Source organism: Haloprofundus halobius (genome assembly GCF_020097835.1).
GTDB lineage: Archaea > Halobacteriota > Halobacteria > Halobacteriales > Haloferacaceae > Haloprofundus > Haloprofundus halobius.
This window is the reverse complement of sequence record NZ_CP083666.1, coordinates 867,997-886,568: the sequence shown is the minus strand read 5'-3', so window position 1 is coordinate 886,568 and position 18,572 is coordinate 867,997. Positions and strand designations below refer to the sequence as shown.

General features: G+C 66.0%; 18 protein-coding genes and 1 tRNA gene. 5 read left to right on the top strand and 14 right to left on the bottom strand.

What is annotated here, in order from left to right; translation table 11 throughout:
- The first annotated feature begins 619 nt into the window (after positions 1-619).
- A complete protein-coding gene (gene glmS / locus LAQ74_RS04735; protein ID WP_224335589.1) occupies positions 620-2,422 on the top strand; it encodes a glutamine--fructose-6-phosphate transaminase (isomerizing) in 1,803 nt (600 codons plus the stop codon).
- A 249-nt stretch (positions 2,423-2,671) separates the two neighbouring features.
- Here glmS and glmM read toward each other — a convergent pair whose 3' ends face one another.
- Complete coding sequence (glmM, locus tag LAQ74_RS04730) at positions 2,672-3,997, bottom strand: phosphoglucosamine mutase (RefSeq protein WP_224335588.1); 1,326 nt, start codon at positions 3,995-3,997, stop codon at positions 2,672-2,674.
- A 452-nt stretch (positions 3,998-4,449) separates the two neighbouring features.
- On the opposite strand from glmM, the gene LAQ74_RS04725 reads away from it, so the two are divergent.
- Entirely contained in the window at positions 4,450-5,487 is a 1,038-nt protein-coding gene (locus tag LAQ74_RS04725; protein WP_224335581.1) for a rhodanese-like domain-containing protein, read from the top strand.
- 308 nt (positions 5,488-5,795) lie between these two features.
- Here LAQ74_RS04725 and LAQ74_RS04720 read toward each other — a convergent pair.
- The 4 genes from LAQ74_RS04720 to LAQ74_RS04705 form a co-directional block, all read right to left on the bottom strand.
- Positions 5,796-5,870, bottom strand: a tRNA-Glu gene (locus LAQ74_RS04720).
- 76 nt (positions 5,871-5,946) lie between these two features.
- A complete protein-coding gene (locus tag LAQ74_RS04715) occupies positions 5,947-7,137 on the bottom strand; it encodes a helix-turn-helix transcriptional regulator (protein WP_224335572.1) in 1,191 nt (396 codons plus the stop codon).
- A 128-nt stretch (positions 7,138-7,265) separates the two neighbouring features.
- Positions 7,266-8,417, bottom strand: a complete 1,152-nt coding sequence (locus LAQ74_RS04710) for a metal-dependent hydrolase family protein (RefSeq protein WP_224335570.1) — start codon at positions 8,415-8,417, stop codon at positions 7,266-7,268.
- A gap of 109 nt (positions 8,418-8,526) precedes the next feature.
- Positions 8,527-9,927, bottom strand: coding sequence for a sialidase family protein (locus tag LAQ74_RS04705; protein ID WP_224335568.1), 1,401 nt, complete (start codon positions 9,925-9,927; stop codon positions 8,527-8,529).
- Between the two features lie 105 nt (positions 9,928-10,032).
- Here LAQ74_RS04705 and LAQ74_RS04700 point away from each other — a divergent pair, with 105 nt between their 5' ends.
- Positions 10,033-10,767 (top strand): SDR family oxidoreductase, encoded by a 735-nt coding sequence (locus LAQ74_RS04700; protein ID WP_224335566.1) that lies wholly within the window; start codon positions 10,033-10,035, stop codon positions 10,765-10,767.
- A gap of 8 nt (positions 10,768-10,775) precedes the next feature.
- Here the strand turns inward: LAQ74_RS04700 and LAQ74_RS04695 are convergent, their stop codons facing one another.
- The 4 genes from LAQ74_RS04695 to thyX all read right to left on the bottom strand — a co-directional run bounded on the left by LAQ74_RS04695 (position 10,776) and on the right by thyX (position 13,838).
- Positions 10,776-11,579: an MOSC domain-containing protein gene (locus tag LAQ74_RS04695; RefSeq protein WP_224335564.1), complete on the bottom strand. Its 804-nt coding sequence runs from the start codon at positions 11,577-11,579 to the stop codon at positions 10,776-10,778.
- 62 nt (positions 11,580-11,641) lie between these two features.
- Complete coding sequence (gene psmA / locus LAQ74_RS04690) at positions 11,642-12,376, bottom strand: archaeal proteasome endopeptidase complex subunit alpha (protein WP_224335562.1); 735 nt, start codon at positions 12,374-12,376, stop codon at positions 11,642-11,644.
- Between the two features lie 178 nt (positions 12,377-12,554).
- Positions 12,555-13,088, bottom strand: coding sequence for a dihydrofolate reductase (locus LAQ74_RS04685; RefSeq protein WP_224335560.1), 534 nt, complete (start codon positions 13,086-13,088; stop codon positions 12,555-12,557).
- Between the two features lie 6 nt (positions 13,089-13,094).
- The gene (thyX, locus tag LAQ74_RS04680; RefSeq protein ID WP_224335558.1) at positions 13,095-13,838 is read right to left on the bottom strand and encodes an FAD-dependent thymidylate synthase; all 744 of its coding nucleotides are present in this window, start codon (positions 13,836-13,838) and stop codon (positions 13,095-13,097) included.
- A 109-nt stretch (positions 13,839-13,947) separates the two neighbouring features.
- On the opposite strand from thyX, the gene LAQ74_RS04675 reads away from it, so the two are divergent.
- Positions 13,948-14,526, top strand: a complete 579-nt coding sequence (locus LAQ74_RS04675) for an MBL fold metallo-hydrolase (protein WP_224335556.1) — start codon at positions 13,948-13,950, stop codon at positions 14,524-14,526.
- Between the two features lie 5 nt (positions 14,527-14,531).
- Here LAQ74_RS04675 and LAQ74_RS04670 read toward each other — a convergent pair whose 3' ends face one another.
- Together LAQ74_RS04670 and LAQ74_RS04665 are read right to left on the bottom strand one after the other, a co-directional pair.
- Positions 14,532-15,371, bottom strand: coding sequence for an ATPase (locus LAQ74_RS04670; RefSeq protein WP_224335549.1), 840 nt, complete (start codon positions 15,369-15,371; stop codon positions 14,532-14,534).
- Between the two features lie 3 nt (positions 15,372-15,374).
- Positions 15,375-15,671 carry a DUF5827 family protein gene (locus tag LAQ74_RS04665; protein WP_224335547.1) on the bottom strand — a complete coding sequence of 99 codons (297 nt, stop codon included), beginning with the start codon at positions 15,669-15,671 and terminating at the stop codon, positions 15,375-15,377.
- 193 nt (positions 15,672-15,864) lie between these two features.
- On the opposite strand from LAQ74_RS04665, the gene LAQ74_RS04660 reads away from it, so the two are divergent.
- A complete protein-coding gene (locus LAQ74_RS04660) occupies positions 15,865-16,281 on the top strand; it encodes a DUF7522 family protein (protein ID WP_224335545.1) in 417 nt (138 codons plus the stop codon).
- A gap of 83 nt (positions 16,282-16,364) precedes the next feature.
- Here the strand turns inward: LAQ74_RS04660 and sod are convergent, their stop codons facing one another.
- The 3 genes from sod to LAQ74_RS04645 form a co-directional block, all read right to left on the bottom strand.
- Positions 16,365-16,964, bottom strand: a complete 600-nt coding sequence (sod, locus tag LAQ74_RS04655) for a superoxide dismutase (protein WP_224335543.1) — start codon at positions 16,962-16,964, stop codon at positions 16,365-16,367.
- A gap of 168 nt (positions 16,965-17,132) precedes the next feature.
- The gene (locus tag LAQ74_RS04650) at positions 17,133-17,750 is read right to left on the bottom strand and encodes a superoxide dismutase (RefSeq protein ID WP_224335533.1); all 618 of its coding nucleotides are present in this window, start codon (positions 17,748-17,750) and stop codon (positions 17,133-17,135) included.
- A 156-nt stretch (positions 17,751-17,906) separates the two neighbouring features.
- A complete protein-coding gene (locus tag LAQ74_RS04645) occupies positions 17,907-18,518 on the bottom strand; it encodes a DJ-1/PfpI family protein (RefSeq protein WP_224335531.1) in 612 nt (203 codons plus the stop codon).
- Positions 18,519-18,572: the final 54 nt, after the last annotated feature.

The window sequence follows — 18,572 nt, the reverse complement described above, 5'->3', positions numbered from 1 at the left end:
CATCTATCCGGCGTATTCCCAGTTCCGATGAGAGAGATCAGACGCCGTCGAAAGCGAAGACACGCGTCCGAGAGTGAGTCCCCTGTGACGAAGACGAAGAGACGGTCGACGACGTTCGAGCGAGCAACGCCGAAACGACGACGTCTCCGAGTTTTTCGTGTGTCGGTGGATTCGCCGCGTATCTTCGAGTTCGCTACGACCGACTGACGAATTCGGTGCCGACAGACCCACTCGGCGGGTGGCCCGCTCGCCGAGCCGACCGATGTAACCGATTCGACCAACGAGACGGTTCGACCGCCACGACCGAGCCTCGGCTTGGGTACGTGCCCGAGAGGGAACCGGTATTCGTCGCTGGGATTTGCCTCCGACGGCCGCTCTCGCCGGCTGAGGGCGAAGATGCGGACGGCCGGGGTGAAGGCGTCTGACGCCGTGTTGTGACTGTTGCACGCTGAAACGGTACTTAGCGGCGGAATAAGTCAGCGGTTACCTCGTTCATAGTAATTGATACAGGGGAGGATGCAGAAGTATGGTCCGCGACAGTTCCGCCCTATCGGGAAGCAGTACCGAAATCAACCGCTCCGCCTGCCCTCTCGCTCGAACGGCTCCGGAGGCGATGTAGATGTGCGGCATCATCGCCCGAGTCGGCCGTTCCGACTCCGTCGGCGCGTTGGTCTCCGGACTGGAGAGCCTGGAGTACCGAGGCTACGACTCCGCCGGCGTCGCGGTGAAGAACGGCACCGGCATCAAGGTCCACAAGCGCTCCGGGAAGGTCTCGGAACTGAAGAACGCGATTCGCGGCGCAGAACCGAGCGGTAACGTCGGTATCGGTCACACCCGCTGGAGCACTCACGGCGCGCCGACCGACGACAACGCTCACCCCCACACCGACGAGTCCGGCCGCGTCGCCGTCGTTCACAACGGCGTCATCGAGAACTACGAGGAACTCAAGGCGAACCTCGAAGCCGAGGGCGTCGAGTTCGTCAGCGACACCGACACGGAGGTCGTCCCGCATCTCATCGCTTCGCACCTCGCCGAGGTCGGCACGCCCGAGGAGGCGTTCCGCCGCACCGTCAGCGAACTCGACGGGAGCTACGCCATCGCGGCCATCGTCGACGGGTTCGAAGCCGTATACGCCGCCCGGCAGGGGTCGCCGCTCGTGCTCGGACTCGACGAGGGCGAGTACTTCCTCGCCAGCGACGTGCCCGCGTTCCTCGAACACACCGCCGACGTCGTCTACCTCGAAGACGGCGACATGGCCGTCGTCGAACCCGACAGCGTCACGATGACCACCGTCACCGGCGAACCCGTCTCCCGCGACATCGACACCGTCGATTGGGACCCCGAAGACGCCGGCAAAGGCTCCTACGACCATTACATGCTCAAGGAGATTCACAACCAGCCGACGTCGCTGGCGAACACGGTCGAAGGTCGAACCGACGACGAGGGCGTGACGCTCGCCGAGATAGACGCGTTCGAGGACGTCTCGGAGGTCCAGTTCGTCGCCTGCGGAACGTCGTACCACGCGGCGCTGTACGGTGCGCGACTGCTCAACGCTGCGGGCGTCCGCGCCCGCGCCTTCCGCGCGAGCGAGTACGGCACCTCCGACCCAATCACCGACGAGACGCTCGTCGTCGCAGTCACGCAGAGCGGCGAGACGGCCGACACGCTCGGCGCGCTCGAACGCGCGGCAGCGGAGGGCGCCCGAACCGTCGCGGTCACGAACGTCCAAGGGTCGACCGCCTCCCGCGAGGCCGACGAAACGCTTCTCGTCCGCGCCGGACCCGAAATCGGCGTCGCCGCGACGAAGACGTTCTCCTCGCAGGTCGCGGCGCTCTGTCTGCTCAGCCACCGCATCGGCGAGGACGTCACCGGCGACCTGCCGTGGGACGACCCGACGGCGTTCTTCGAGTCGCTGCGCTCGCTGCCCGCGGACGTCCGCGGGGTGCTCGACGCTGACCGCGCCCACGAACTCGCCGACCGCTACCTCGGCAGCGAGGCGTTCTTCTTCATCGGCCGCGGCCTCGGCTACTCCGTCGCCGTCGAGGGCGCGCTGAAGTTCAAGGAGATCACGTACGAACACGCCGAGGGGTTCGCCTCCGGCGAACTGAAACACGGTCCGCTGGCGCTCGTCACGCCTCAGACGCCGGTGTTCGCGGTGTTCACCGGCACCGACGACCAGAAGACGCTGACGAACGCCAAGGAGGCGCAAACCCGCGGTGCGCCCATCGTCGCCGTCGCCCCCGAGGGCCACCCGGCCGTCGACGCCGCCGACGCCCACCTGCCCATCCCGGATACCGACCCCGCGCTGGCCGGCCTGCTCGCGAACGTTCAACTCCAACTGGTGTCGTACCACACCGCGAACCTGCTGGGTCGCTCCATCGACAAACCGCGGAACCTCGCAAAGAGCGTCACCGTCGAGTAGGCGCGTCCACCCTTTCCACCGCGGACCATTCTCTTCGGCACTCGGCTCCGAACCGAGTCGCCGATTCGGTTTCGAGATCCGACCAGCGGTGGCTCTCGCCGCTGCCATCGCTGAGTCGACGGAGAGACGACGACGGATACACGGCCGAGTGAACAACGCAGAGAACGCGGACGCCCCGGAGCGAGCACGCCTCGAAGTGGAGAGGAAAAGAGCCGCAAGTCGAACTCGTGCCGTCTCGACCCGAAGAGCCTACTCAGCCGCGTTCGCAGCGTCGGCGACCATCGCGTACGCTTCGTCGAACAGTTCCTGTGCGCGGGTTTCGTCGCGCGCCTCCGCCGTCACGCGGACCAGCGGCTGCGTCCCGCTGGCGCGAACGAGGAACCACCCATCCTCTAGTGCGACGCGCACACCGTCCATCTCGTCCACCTCGTCGAACTCGTCGTGGACGCGCCGAGCAACCGCCGCCATCGCTGCCGTCTTGTCCTCGACTTCCACGCTGTCGCGGAGCGTCGGGTAGCGCGGCAGTTCGCCGAGTAGCGTCTCGAGCGAGCCTTCGGCGCTCACGAGTTCGGCGAGTTTCACCGCGGCGAGGGGACCGTCGGGGCAGAGCGTCTCGTCGGGCCAGATCCACGCGCCGCTCGGTTCACCGCCGAAAGCGACGGCGGGGGAACTCGCGGCCTCGGCGACGTACACGTCGCCGACGGGTGTCCGTTCGACGGTCGCGCCTTGCGGTGAGAGCGCATCGTCGACGGCGAGGCTCGTGTTCAGCGGCGCGGCGACGCGCTCGCCGTCGCCGGCGGCGCGGCGACCGAACAGCGCCAGCAGGTGGTCGCCGGGGACGAACTCCCCGTTCTCGGTGACGGCCATCATTCGGTCGGCGTCGCCGTCGTGGGCGATACCGAGGTCGGCGTCCGTGGAGGCGACGACAGAACAGAGTGTCTGGCAGTTCTCCGCCGTGGGTTCGCTCGGCCGACCCGGGAAGCTTCCGTCGGGTTGGGCGTTCAGCGTCGTCACCCCACAGCCGAGTTCCGAGAGCGCGTCCGCGGTCAGCGCGCCGGGTCCGTTCCCGGCATCGACGACGACCGAGAGCCCCCCGTCGAGGTCGACGGCGGCGACAATCGCCGAAACGTGATTCTCGATGGCGTCGGTTCGCTCGCGCTCGACTCCCACGCCTTTCCAGTCGGCGCGCTCGAACGACTCCTCGCTGATGCGCTCTTCGATGGCCGCGCGGCGCTCGGCGTCGAACGCCTGTCCGCTCGGGGTCCAGAGTTTGATACCGTTGTCGGTTGCGGGGTTGTGCGAGGCGGTGATGACGACGCCGGCGTCGGCATCGAACTCGGCGACGCTTCTCGCGATAGTGGGCGTCGACGCGACACCGACGCGGGTGACGTCGGTGCCGCACTCCTGTGCACCTGCGGCGACGGCGTTGGCGAGGAAAGCACCGCTTTCTCGGGCGTCGCGTCCGAGGACGACGTGGTCGTCGCCCTCCGCGGCGAGGGCCCGACCGACGGCGAGGGCTAACTCCCCCGTCACGTCGTCTCCGACTGCTCCACGGATCCCGCTGGTTCCGAACATTGTGCGTAGTTCGGACTGACAGGTGGTAGTTATAGAGGGAATAAATCGGGCACGCCTGACACACCAGCGTCGGGGCGGACCCCCGACGAAAGACGAGGGGGAGAGTGGGGTTGGCGGGTTCGACGGCCCTCGGGTCAAAGGGTCGTCGCGCCCGCATGGGTGGGTGGTCGCGTGAAACGGGTGTCACCTCACATGCCGTGGTGGAGTCGACGTCCGAGACACCGCATTCGACGCGACGCACTCTATCGGATGCCCCCTACCAGTATTATTATGAACGAGATAATGGCGCCACGGCCCGTCTGTCGCCGAACGAGAATTCGCCACCGGTCCGTTGAACCGTTCGAAACCGTGCACAACCGTGGCGGTATATCCCGTCGAGAGTCTCGAACGCGGTGGTTTTCGCCTTACCATGTCGATAGTAAAGCGCCAAGGGAGCCCTACGACCGGTAGGAATGCCATCGAAAGATACTACCCGCCGTCGATACGTCCAGGCGCTCGGGGTTGCGGCAGCCGTCGGCGTCGCGGGCTGTGCGTCCTCCGAGGACGACGAGAGCACGGCGACGTCCACCGACGAGTCGTCGACGCAGACCGACGAACCGACCGCCACCGAAACCGACGCGGCGGCGAATCAGACGACCGACGCCGCCACCGAGGAACCCGACGACGCGTCCAGTTCGTTCGAGGACCTCGACGGGCCGAGAAACGGCGACGACCTACCGGAGGAGACGACCCCGCGCGACGGCTACCCCCCGGAGTTCGAGACGGTTCCCTCGGAGCGCTCCGTCGACACGGGGCGATTCCCGACGAACCGCGTCGAACGGGACTCGGGCGTGGTCAACGTCCCGCTGGTCCCGGCCGACGTCGCGTACTACTGGTACGCGCGAGGCGAGGCGCGCATCGTCGACGCGCGGAGCGCGGCCGCCTACGACGTCTCGCACGTGTTCGGCGCGGTTCAGAGCATCGCTCCCGACGGGGTAGAGCGCAACGACCCGACGACCGACTGGCCGAAATCCGACCGCATCGTCGTCTACTGCGACTGTCCGAACTACCTCTCCTCGCAGCGCGCGGCGACGCTCATCGAGAACGGCTACACGAACGTGTACGCCATCGAAGAGGGGTACCGCGCGTGGGTCGATAGCGAGTACCCGATGGCCGGTTCCGACACGGACCGTTCGGTGGAAGTCCGGACTATCACCGGCCAGACCGACCCCGAACACGCCGACGAGGGCGCGTGGGCGTACCACGAAGCGTCCGGCCAGCAGGAAGCCTCGAAGATACAGTCCGACGGCAGCTACGAACTCGAACTCCGCTGGGTCGACGTCGCCGACGACGACGAGGTGACCGTCGAGACACCCGGTTACACCATCACCGACTCGCTCGGCGCGATTACGAGCGCCGAAATCACTACCGAAGGCGAACTCTCGACCGGTGACGACAGCGGGTCGGGGAACGATACCACGAACGCCCTCTTGCGGCGATTGCTCGGGTAGTCACCGGTTCGCGCCGTCGTTAGTGTTCCGACCAACACCCCGATGGCTCAGCTTTCGAGTGCGTAGGCGGCCTGACTATCGCCCCTCGTATTTCCGACCGCACGAGAGGCACCATCGTCAGTTACGGGAGCGACTGTGCCGATTCGTAAACGGACTCGCACCCGGCGGTCGAACACGACTCGCTGCGCTCGCCGGTTCGTGATTTGGAGAAGTGCTCCGTCAGGGATTCGAACCACGAGGACTTCGCTTCGCTCGTCCTCTGGGCTCGGAATCCCTTCCGTCCGCTTTTCTTCACTACGTTCAGAAAATGCTCCGTCAGGGATTCGAACCCTGGTCCTTGCCGTGAGAGGGCAAGATGATTGGCCGGACTACACCAACGGAGCGCATCCTCTACTATCCGTGAGTGATGTTTAACGCTTGCGTTTCGGAAGGGCCGTGCCGGGCCGTGTCGTACCCACGTCACTCCTCGTCGAACGGCGACTTCGCCGCCTCGGGTTCGTGGCCGTCGAGGCTGATGACGTTCTCACGTCCGACGCGGAGTTTCGAGATGAGGCCCTCGTCTTCCATCTCCGAGAGCAGCATGCTCACCTTCGACTTCGACCACTCAGTCTCTTCGACGATGCGGACCTGTCGCATCCGGCCGCCGTGGGATTCGAGCATCGAGATGACGCGGTCCTCGTCGGAGAGCAACTCCTCGTCGGAGACGGACGGTCTCGGCGGGGCGGCGGCGGCCGCCTCGGCTCCGTCTCCGGTCTCCGACCCGACCGGTTCGACCGTCTCCTCGCGGCCGCGGCGGTACCACAGCGCGGCGACGACGCCGCCGAAGATGGCCAGAACCGCCCCTGCGAGCCACATACTCCCGCCCCCGCTCCCGATGGGCGTCGTCGTCGCGTCGTCGTCGGTCCCGTTGGCTCCCTCGCCGTCGCCGTCCTCGCCACCGGCGACGATGGTCTGGGTTCCGTCTGGGACGAAGACGACCTGCGGCCGATTGTCGGTGAATCGATGTTCGCCCATCCACGTCACCGAGTCGCTCGCCGGAAGCGAACTCGTGTTCGACTGGGTGCCCGGTGGCGTGACGTTCTTGAATTCGAGTTCCTCGTCGGACTCGATGACGAGCGACTGGTTCTCGCTGATGTATAGCCCGCCTTCGAAGACGTCACCGACGGTGACGGTCCCGTCGTCTTCCGTCTGGGCGAAGTTAGTCCACGTGAACGACATCTCGACGACGCCGATCGAGTTGCCGAGACTGTCGGTCACGTACGCCTGACGGGTGTGGTTTCGAGCGTCCATCGGCCGCTCGGTGGCGTTGGCACCGCTTACGACGAGCGACTCCGACTCGCTCTTGAACCCGTTGTACAGCGGCGTCTCGCTGTTGTTGAACTCGTCGGCGAACGCCCGGAAGTTCTGTCGCTCCGACTCGTTCGCCAACGTCTGCTCGTAGTGGAACGTCCACCGAGCGGACCCGTCTTCGCGGACGACGATTTGGACTTCGCTACTGTCGAACGACTGTTGCATCGCCGCCATCGACTGCGGCGTCGATGCGGCGGCGGTTCCGTCGGCTCTCGTCCCCGAAAACGCCGTCGCTGGCGGCGCTACCGCCGACGTGACGAGGAAGAATGCGAGCAGGACGAACGTTGCCCGACGGTGCATCGGCCGGATACACTCAGCGGTGGGCAAAAGAGTTTGTGACACCAATCGGCCGTGACTGCCGCTCTCACAATCGTTGTCGGCTGACCGTCGCGTACCCCTGTAACTCGCTCGTGTTGATTATTCGACCGTTAGCTGACCCGTTCCCCGTTCGCGAACACTACCGTCGGTGACTGCCACGCCGTCGCGTCGTCGTTCGGGTCGGTTTCGAGCACGACGAGGTCGGCGCGGTATCCCTCGGCGACGCGGCCGAGGTCCTCGCGGCCGACGAGTTCCGCCGCGTTCACCGTCGCCGCCGCCAGCGCGGCGTTCGGTTCGAGACCGTAGTCGACCATCAGTTCGAGTTCGCGCGGGATGTCGCCGAACCGGTTGAACGGCGTCCCCGCGTCAGTTCCCATCGCGATGTCGACGCCCGCCTCCAGCGCGTGCTCCCACGCGTGTTCGAAGCGTGACACCGCGTCTTCGGCTTTCGCGACGGCTTCCTCGGGGATGCCCGCCTCGACGCCGTGCTCGACGATGTTGACGAGAGCGCTCGCCGTCGGGACCCAGTACGTGCCGTGCTCCGCCATCATCTCTGCCGCCTCGCGGTCCATGAACGTCCCGTGCTCGACGCTCGAAATTCCCGCGCGAACCGCGTTCTTGATGCCTTCCTCGCCGTGCGCGTGCGCCGCGGTCGGGACGCCCTTGGCGCTCGCCGCCTCCACGGCCGAGCGCAGTTCTGCCTCCGTGAGTTCGGACGACCCGGTCACCGCGCCCTCGGTCAGTACGCCGCCGGTCGCCATGCACTTGACGACGTCCGCGCCGCGTTTTAGTTGCTGACGCGCGCCCTTCAGCACCTCGTCGGGACCATCGGCTTCGCATCCGAAAGCGTGACCGTGGCCACCGGTCATGACGATGTTCTCCCCCGCTCCGAGCACTCGCGGTCCGGTGAGCACGCCGTCGTCGACGGCCGTCCCGGCGTCGAGCGCCAGCGTCCCGCGACTCCCCAGGTCGCGAACCGTCGTCACGCCCGCCTCGACGGCCGCCCGGAGGTTCGACACCGCCCGGTAGCTCGCGGCGTACGGACTGTCGCCGAACGTCGTGCTCACGTCGGGACGGCCGTCCATCATGACGTGGACGTGTGTGTCTATCAGACCCGGCGCGACGACCCGCCCGGAGATGTCCGTCTGGCTGTTACCCTCGGGAACGTCGCCGACGGCGACGATTTCGCCGTTCTCGACGGCGACGTCCGCTTCCCGCGTCCCGTCGACGTCCGAGACTAACCCACCAGTCAGTACGTGCATGTTTCGTGGTAAACGCGCCGCCTCCTAAAAGGGGTGATGGCGGCAGTCTGCGACCGATTGAGGTGGTTCTCTCCGGTATCGGTAGTCGATCGTTCGTCGGTTACTGCAGTCACTCCGTCGGTCTGTGCGCCCGTCGCCGTTCGAGTATCGTTCCGTCGTCGCCGACGGCGACTCGTCGGTCCGCCGCGACGCCGACGCCGCGGAGCGTCTCGTCGGGCGACGTCTCCCGGCGCTTCCAGTCGCCGCCGTCGCGTTCGAGCACCGTCCCGTGTTCGCCGACGGCGACGGCGACGACCCGGTCCGTCCGCGGCTCGACCGCTATCGCCCAGAGGCCCTCCTCGGTTGGCCGGACGGGCGTCCACTGTGCGCCGTCGTACCGGCGAATCGTCCCGTCGTCTTCGGTGACGAACGCTTCGGCGTTCGCGGCCGACTCTTCTCCGACGACCGGTGCAACGGCGGTCAGCGTTCCGGCGTCGCCGATGCCGAGGACGTCGTACGTCTCCCCGCCGTCAGTCGTCCGAAACACCGACCCGTTCGTGTCCGCGAGGTAGCCGCGTTCCGCGTCCGCGAAGGAGACGGCCGCGATACTGGACCCGCTGCCGGGCTTCACCGGTTCTCCCCATCGAACCCGCTCGCCGTCGTACTCGCCGCGGCGGACCTCCCCCGACCCGTTCGCCAACACGACCGTCTCCGCGCCCGCGTCCCCGACGACGGCGACGGCCGTCACCGTGCTCGTGTCCCCGCCCGGTGCGGAGTGATCGGTGTGTCGGTCCGACGCGGTGTCAATCCTTCCGAGCGCCCCACCGTCGCCTGCGAGCCAGACCGCCCGACCGTCGTCGCTGACGTCGACGCCGGTCAGGTTCTCGCCGTCCGCGCCGGGGCCGTCTTCGAGCACCGTCGCCCATCCGTCGTCGGTCCGCACGAGGACGTAGCCGTCTTCGCCGACCGCGTACGCACCGCCGCCGGCGGCGACGACGTCGGAGAGGTCGACGTTCACGGGGGAGTCGACGCTCACCCAGTCTTCGGGGTCCACAGTACCCTCGTCGTCCGCGCTACCCGCGTTGGCGGCGACATCAGCACTACTCGCGTCAATCTCGACGTCGTCGGGGGTCGACGGTCGAGGTCCATCGCGCTCACTACGTCCACCGCGCTCGCTCTGTTCGCCTTGTTTGCGCTGTTCGCGCTGGCTGTCGTCCTTCCTTCGTTCGCTCCGTTCGTCTTCCTCGACCGACGCGGACGACGTCTCGGCTGTCGAAGCGTCCGAGCGATCCGTTCCGGCGCTGCGAGCGACCTCGGCGTCGGACTCCCGCTCGTCTCCGTTGTTTCGTTCGGCGTACACGTAGAGCGCCGGAACGACGTACGACAGGAGCGCCAGTACGGCGAACGCTTCGTGGTAGATCGTGAGTAGCCCGAACGCGGTCATCGCGGCGGCGCTGGCGGCGTGGACACCGCCACGGGCGTACTCCCGGTAGAACGTCGAGAAGTCACGTACCTGGCCGTTCGACGACATGGGTTTCGATAGTCGGCGAAGCACAATCAGCGTTGTCGCCGCCGCGCCAGTTCGACGCCCGAAGTCGGCCTCAGAAACTAAGTTCTCACCCCCGAATCGACACGTATGGCAGACGAACTCTCCGGCCGAACCGCGCTCGTGACGGGCGCGAGTTCCGGAATCGGCGCGGCGACGGCACGGAAACTGGCGACCGAAGGCGCGAACGTCGCGCTCTCGGCACGCCGCGAGGAACGACTCACGGAACTCGCCGACGAACTCGAAGCCGACTACGGCGTCGAGACGCTCGTCGTTACGGCGGACGTCCGCGACGAGGAGGCGGTCGAATCCGTCGTCGCCGACACCGTCGACCGATTCGGGAAACTCGACATCGCCGTCGTCAACGCGGGCCTGGGTCGCGGTTCCGGCGTCGATATCTCCACCGAGGAGTATCGGACGATGATGGACACGAACGTCGACGGCGCCTTCTTCACCACGCGCGCGGTGATTCCGCATCTCCGCGAGACGACCGGGAACCTCGTCTACGTCGGCAGCTTCGCCGGGAAGTTCCCGCGTCCGTTCAACCCCGTCTATGCCGCGACGAAGTGGTGGCTCCGCGGCTATGCCCACAGTGTCGAGGCGGCCGTCGGCGACGACGGTGTGGGTGTCAGCGTCGTCAATCCCACGGAGGTCAGAACCGAGTTCGGGTCGGAGGACGACCGGGCGTTCGAGGACCGGTTCGACCCCGGCGAGGTGACCGAACCCGAGGAGATCGCCGACGCCATCGTCTTCGCCGCGAAACAGACGAACTCCACGGTGAGCGAACTCGACCTCTACCGGCGGGACAAGTTCTCAGAGTGGTAGCGGTCGGGTCAGACCGACTTCGTTTCCTCTATCGCTACCTCGTCGCCGACCGAGAGCGTCTCTCCCCAGTCGGCCTCGTCGACGCGGGTGTTGACCATCACCCGGAAGTGGTGGTCGAACCAGTCGCCGCCGCTCCACTCGGGCATCGTCTCGCGGCGCTTCTCGACGAACCGCTCGCGGAACCCGCCGTACTCCTCGCCGGTGTCGGGGTCGCGGGAGGGGACGACGCAGCGCTGACACGGGTTGACGCCCTCGAAAGTGACTTTCTCCCCCGATTCGTCGTCGCCGACGGTGAACGCCACGACTTCGTCTCGGCCCGCGAAGAGGCGGTCCTCCCAGAACGGGGGCACGCCGTCGACTTCGAGGTTCGGCCGCAGGCGGCGACGCATGCTCTCGGCGCCGATACCGGGATACCACGAGGCAAGTTCGCGAATCGTCGCCGTCGAGATAATCGTCGGTCCCGAGGCGTCGGTGTCGTCGGGGAAGCCACCGGCGCGCTCGCGTCCGAGCGAGACGGGTTCGCCGAAGGACGTCGACAGCCAGTCCGTGAGTTCGTCGCCGTCGAGCGAAAACGTCCGCGCCTCGCCCTCGGGTGGGTCGAGGCGCACGGTTTCGCGCTCGAAATCGACTGTCGAACGGAGGCGGTGCGTGTCGCGATTGCGTTTGCCGTTGACGTATCGACCCTGGGCGTCGAACAGCGCGAACTGCCGGTCGCCGTCGAGGCCACCGTTTTCGACGATGGTCGCGGTGTCGACCGATTTCGCATCGAGCGACTTTATCGGATAGACGAAGATTCGACGAAGCGTCGCCATCGCCGACCGTTCGCCGCGCGCCCGCAAAACAGTCGTGGTCGGCGGCGGTGGGAGGGTCGCGGTTACTCGTCGTCGCTACTGGTGTCGATTCCGTCGATGACGGTGGCTATCTCGTCGGTGTCGAAGGTACGGTGTCCCTCGTCGTCGACCGTCGAGAGGCTGACGCTCTCGGCGCTGATCTCGTCGTCTTTCGCGCCTTCGAGCAGCGCCTCGACGGCGAGACTCACGGCGTCGTCGACGCTCATCTCGGGGTCGTACGCCTCTTCGAGGTACTCGCGGATGCTCGCGCTCTCGCCGCCGATGGCGACGGCCTTCCACTCGTGGGGCGTCCCCGAGGGGTCGGTCTCGAACAGGCGCGGGCCGCTGTTGTCGACGCCGGCGACGAGCAGCGCCGCGCCGAAGGGGCGCGTGCCGCCACGCTGGGTGTTCTCCTGAATGAAGTCGGTGACTTCCTTCGTGAGTCCCTCCACGCCCGCCGGTTCGCCGTAGCGGAGGCGGTTGACCTGTGCCTCACGTCGGGCGTAGTCGATCAGCCGTCGGGCGTCGGCGACGTGACCGGCGCTCGCCGCGCCGATATGGTCGTCGACCTTGTGGAGTTTCTCGATGCTCTCGGTGACCATCAGCGACGAACTCGAACGGGTCCGCGCGGCGAGGACGACGCCGTCCGCCGCGCGGATTCCGACCACGGGCGCGCCGCGTTTAACCGCTTCGCGCGCGTATTCGACCTGATAGATGCGTCCGTCCGGGGAGTACAGCGAAGTGCCTCGGTCGTACGCTTGCTGATTCGAGTTGTTCATCGAACATCACCGTCGATTCGACCTGTCCGTGGGAGGACGCTGCCGGTCATCGGGCCCGTCTACGAGGCCCGCCCGGAAAAACTCTCGCTAAGACGAATTTTAGCAGATATCACCGTCTGCCGGTACACTCAGGAACGGTGATAGCCGGAAACGGACGGTCAGCATCGCGTTCTCGGGGTTACGGGCCACGCCGTCGATACTCGACGAAGTCGAACTCGTCGCGTTCCTCACGCTCGACCTCGGTCCACGCGTCGCGGTCGAACGTCGGGAACTCGGTGTCGCCCTCGAACGCCTCGTGAATCTCGGTCAACACGAGACGGTCGGCGTGCGGGAGGAACTGTTCGTACACCGTCGCCCCGCCGACGACGAAGACGGTCTCGTCGTTCTCGTCGTCGCCGCCGTGTCGGTTCTCGGTACCGTTTTCGCCGACGGCCTCGCGGGCCGCTGCCAGCGCGGCGTCTATCGAGTCCGCCTGAACCGCACCCTCGGGGAGGTCCATCTCGCCCCTGCTCAGCACGATGTTCGTCCGCCCCGGCAGCGGCCCGCCGAGTTGGCGCGCGATACTCTCGTACGTCCGCCGTCCCATGACGACGGGGTGGCCGGTCGTCGTCTCCTTGAAATGCTGGAGGTCCTCGGGGTAGTGCCACGGCATGTCGCCGTCGACCCCGATGACGCCGTTGGCGGCGATGGCGGCGATGAGCGAGAATTCCATTCCCGGTTACGGTGCGAGGCGGTTCTTCCGGTTGCGCATCTTCTCGTTGTAGTGGGCGAACGTGATGGGACACCACTCCTCGGCGAGCTCCAGCACCGACTCGGTGAGTTCCCGAATCTCCCACTGCGCGTCGGCGGCGGCGCGCATGTCGGCGACGTGCATCAGCATCCGGACGTTCATCGACATCACGATGTTGACCTCCGTGCCGATCGGAAGCACGAACCGAGCGTCCTCCGGCGGCATCCCGAGATCCAGCAGTTCCTGGTAGTCGGCGACCGAGCGACTGACCGACTCGCGGAACACCTCCTTTCGCTTCTCGACGGTTTCCTCGTCGACCGCGCCGGTCTTCTGGTTGCGGCCGACCCAGTAGGGATCCGACGCCGACGGCGGTGTGACGACCATCTCGCCCGCGGCGACATCCTCGGGATCAACGTCGTCGAAGGAGACGTAGCGCATCGACTGCACGTCGAAGCTGACGTGTCGATGCCGCGTAATTTGGGCCATGCAGGACCGACTGACGCCCTCGATGGCGAACGTGGCTTGCGGATGTTCGAACGGCCCGAAGTGGCCGTGGCTGAGCAGATGACCGATGAGCGTCTCCATCTTCTCCCGCTGGCTGTCGCCGTCGACGGTCTCCATCGTCTCCTCGAACGACTGACTACCGACGAATCCGGCGGAGTAGTCGTTTCTCGCGCCCTTGCAGACGAGCTTCTCGGGGTTCGGCGTGGCTTCGAGCAGGCGTACGTCCATATCGGAGGTGAGGTGACTGGGGGCGCAAAAAGACTCTCTTTGACGCCGGCGCTCGACCGCTCCCGCGGCGGACCGATGGAGTCGAGTCCTCCCCGCGCGAATCGGTCGTATGATTCGGAACCTCGCACGGGGCGTCTCCGCCTTCACGAGCAACGCGTTTCTCGTCGACGGCGAACGAACCGTCCTCGTCGACACCGGCGCGAACTTCGATATCGTCCCGAAGATTCACGAGCAGGTCGACGAGCTCGATGCCGTCGTCCTCACCCACACCCACCCGGACCACGTCGGCAATATCGACGCCGTCCGCGACGTCTTCGACGCGGAGACGTGGGGGTTCGACCTCGACCAACCGGCCGTCGACAACGCTATCGAGGACGAATCGACGCTGAGAATCGGCGACGACGAGTACGTTGTCCTCCACACGCCCGGGCACAAGAACGACCACCTCTGTCTCTACAGCGAGAGTGCAACGACGCTGTTTGCGGGCGACCTCGTCTTCCAGAACGGCGGATTCGGACGCACCGACCTCCCCGAAGGCGACCGAGAACTGTTGATCCGGAGCATCGACCGACTGCGTTCCGTCGTCGACGACTCGCTCTCGGCGATGCACGTCGGTCACGGTCCGAGCGTCGTCGACTCGCCGTACGACCACATCGAGATGGCCGCTCGCGCCGCGAGACTCGGATAACACCGTCAGTTCTGTACCGTAGCGACGAGCGCATCGTACGCGTCGGCGTACGCGTTGGCGACCTGCTCTGGGTCCCCACGAGCCTCGCTCCCGAGCGCCCGCAACTCCACCGTCGCCAGCGGTTCTAGCATCTCGACGACGTCCTCGACGTACTCTTCGAGTCGCCCCTCGCGCGGTCCGCCGCTGGCGACCTCGCGGGCTTTGAGATAGCGCTTGCCGTCGTAGACGCACGCTCGTCCCGGTTCCACGACCGCGACGGCGTCGAACGCCACATTCGAGACCGGCACCGCGATATCGGCGTACGACTCGACGACACTCGTCTCAGTCGCGGTGATGCGCCGAGCGAGACGCTCGGCGGCCGGAACGTACCGCTCACGCATCACCTCGTTGAACGCGGGAACCGACGAGACGCGAACCGCGGCGTCGAGCGGCAGCGATTCGGTGGCCGAACCGGGGAGGAGGCCCTCCGCCTCGGCGTCGGCGTTGACGACGTACTCGGGGCCACGCTCGCCGGTCAGCCGGTCGACGAGAAACGTTCGTCCACTCTCGCCTAGCAACCCTGCTTTGCCGGGCGTCGGTCGCCAGAGGCGGTGGACTGGATTGATGGTTTCGGGGTCGACGTCGCCCGCGCTCGCCGCCGCCAGTTTACGCGCGTCCTTCCCGTACAGTCGTCCGGCGTCGACGGCTTCGTGGTAGTCGTCGTGGTCGAACCAGTAGTCGTTGCCCGCGCGTGGCTTGAACCCGACGGGTGCGAGTCCCTCGCGACGCAGCGAGGCGAGCAAGCCAACTGAAAACGTCGTCTTTCCGGCGTCGACGCGGTCGCCACCGGCGACGAGCAGTCGCATTCCTCAGTCGTCTCCGTTCTCCTCGCCGCTTCCGTCGTCTCGAAGCCCGTAGTAGCCGGGCTCCTCGTCGGTCGGCGGTTCGGCAACGACCATCTCCTCGGAATGGCGCATGATCCACGGAATCGCCCAGTCGAGCAGGATGTCCTCGATACCCTCGTCGATTTCCGCGTCGGCGTCGAGCCCCTGGAGCAAGCGCGCGATCTCGTAGACGGTGTACATCTGGTCGGCGTCCAGCAGTTCCTCGGGCGTGTAGAAGTCGCACGGAAACAGCTCTTCGAACTCCGATTTCGGTCGCGGCATGGGCGAGCTACGTTCGCCCGGTCGTAAACTCCTGCGGTCCCGCCGCGTTCCTCCGCCCGCCTAGTTCGTTTTGAATCTTAAATTATTAAAATGAAATCATATATCACAATAAATGCAGGCTGGACGACAGGCGTCTGACACCTGTCCAATCTATCACAAAAATGATTATCGTGTGTCGGCGAAAGGGGGTAGTATGAGCGACGCGACAGAGCGACTCCTCGCGGCTATTCGGCGGTTCAGCGGCGAGTCGCTCCGCGACGTGTGGCTGTTCGACCAGTGGGCACACGAACAGCTGTACGTCCGATCGGACGTCGAGAACGACCTCTCGGCGCTCGACGTCGACGCGCTCGTCGATAACGAGCGCTACGGCTACGTCACGCGTGCCACCTACGAATCGCTGTTCGCCGACGAGTACGCCTACACCGTTCGTGGGTTCGAACACACCGAACAGTTCCGGACGTTCCTCGCCGACTGCGACCACCGCGTCGGCGTCTTCGCCGGCTTCGACCGCCGAAGCGGTGGTCACGACTTCACGCGACTCCACGAGGACATCGTCGCCGCCGTCGAGGAGACGCCCATCGAGGAGTTCATGCCGAGTACGAGCGACTAAGCGTCGAGGAAATCTACCTCTCGGCTCCGTTTACCTGCCGCTCGGCGGACGGTAGCGTCGAAAAAACTGTCGGGGTTGTCTCCTTACTCGAACAGTTCGACGGCCTGGTCGTAACGCGCGCTGGGTTCGTCCCAGTCGACGACCTCGAAGAACGCGTCGATGAAGTCCCCGCGCGCCGGGCCGTAGTCGTAGTAGTAGGAGTGCTCCCAGACGTCGAGTGCGAGAATCGGGTGCGAGCCCCAGAGTGCACCCTGATCGTGCTTGTCGACGACGACGTTCCGAAGTTGGTTCGAGAACGTGTCGTAGACGAGCAGCGCCCAGCCGGAGGCGTTCTTCGCGGCGGCCTCGAACTCGCCCTTCCAGGCGTCGTAGGAACCGAAGTCCTGTTCGATGCGGTCTGCGAGGTCACCGTCGGGTTCGGAGCCACCCTCCGGGGACATGTTCTGCCAGAACAGGTCGTGAAGGATGTGGCCGCAGCCGTTGTGGGTGACGTTGCGGAGCGCGCTGCCCGAGGAGCCGAACTCGCCGGCTTCGCGGTTCTCCGCGAGCGTCTCCTCGGCGGAGTTCCACCCGTTGACGTAGCCTTGATGGTGGGTGTCGTGATGCCAGGTGAGCACCTGTTCGGAGATGTGGGGTTCGAGTGCGTCGTAGTCGTACGGGAGTGGGTCGAGTTCGTAGCTCATACTGATACCTCCAGTCCGAATGATACTCCGCTGCGATGTTAAAGATTGAGGAGACATACGGTAGCACGAGACACGCAGCGGTTAGGCTACGCGTACCCGCGCCACCGCATCTGTAGCCGACGCCTTTTCGAAACGAGTCGACGGCCTTCGCTCCGCCGACGGAGACGACTATGCGGTGATGAGACTCGCCGACTGCGCCTGGTCGTAGCGCTCGGCGACGTCGTCCCAGTCGACGACGTCCCAGAAGTTGTCGACGTAGTCGCCGCGTCCGTTCTCGTACTGGAGGTAGTACGCGTGCTCCCAGACGTCGAGCACCAGAAGCGGCGTCACGCCCTGCGGGGTCTGATTCTGGTGGTTTTCGGCCATCGTCACGATGGGTTTGTCCGCGACGTGGTCGTAGGCGAGGAAACCCCAACCGGAGCCTTCGACGCCCTTCGCGGCCGCCGAGAAGTGGTCTTTGAACTGGTCGAAGCCGCCGAAGTGTTCGTCGAGGGCGTCGGCGAGTTCGCCGCCGGGTTCGCCGCCGCCGTCGGGGGACATGTTCTCCCAGAAGATCGTGTGGTTGACGTGTCCCGAGAGGTTGAACGCGAGGTTGCGCTCGACGCCTTTGATGTCGCCGTAGTCGCCGTCGCTCCGCATCTGTTCCAGTTTGTCGAGCGCAGCGTTTGCGCCGTCGACGTAGCCCTGGTGGTGTTTGTCGTGGTGCAGTTCCATGATGCGCGCGTCGATGGACGGTTCGAGCGCGTCGTAGTCGTACGGAAGGTCGGGGAGTTCGTAAGTCGTCATTCCGTGGGGACGGTCAACGAAGAAACGATTAAACGTACTGTCAGAAGTCAACATTCGAGAGTGTAACCGAAGGCGTCCTTTCTCGTGAGAGAAAATATTTTCTCGAGTGCTGATAGCTCTCCTCGATGTCGACGCAGCGTCTCGAACGCAGACGCGTCACCCCCGGTATGGCGTCTCCCGACGCTCGTACTCCAGTTCGGCGGCGACTCGGTCGGCTATCTCCGCACCCGCCTCGCGTTCGACCAGGTGGAGGCCGAGGTCGATACCCGAGGTGACGCCGCCCGCGGTGAGTACGTCGCCGTCGTCCACGAAGCGGGCGTCGACGACTTCCGCACCCGACTCGCGTAAGTCGTCGAGTGCGCCGCCGTGAGTCACCGCCGGTCGTCGGTTAGTGAGTCCGGCCGTCGCCAACAGCATTCCACCGGTGCAGACCGACGCGACGGTCGTACCGGCGGCGTGGAGTTCGGCGACGGCTTCGGGAATCGCGCCGCGCTCGGCCTCCGTTCGCGCTCCGGCCTCGCTTCGGTCGTTCCATCCGCCACCGGGGACGACGACGAGGTCCGGTCGGTCCGCTGTGTCGGCCCCAGAGAGAACGTCGTCGACGCCGACGCGGAGGCCGTGGCTGGCGGTGACCTGCTCGCGGTCGTCGACCGTCACGAGTTGCACGTCGAACTCCGCGCCGAACGCCGCGGCGGTCGAGAACACCTCGTACGGGCCGACGGCGTCGAGTTCGTCGAAGCCGTCGTAGAGGACGATGTCTATGCGCATGGTGACTGTGGACGCGGCGGGGAGAAAGTCGTTTCCGCGGACCTCGCCCGGAGC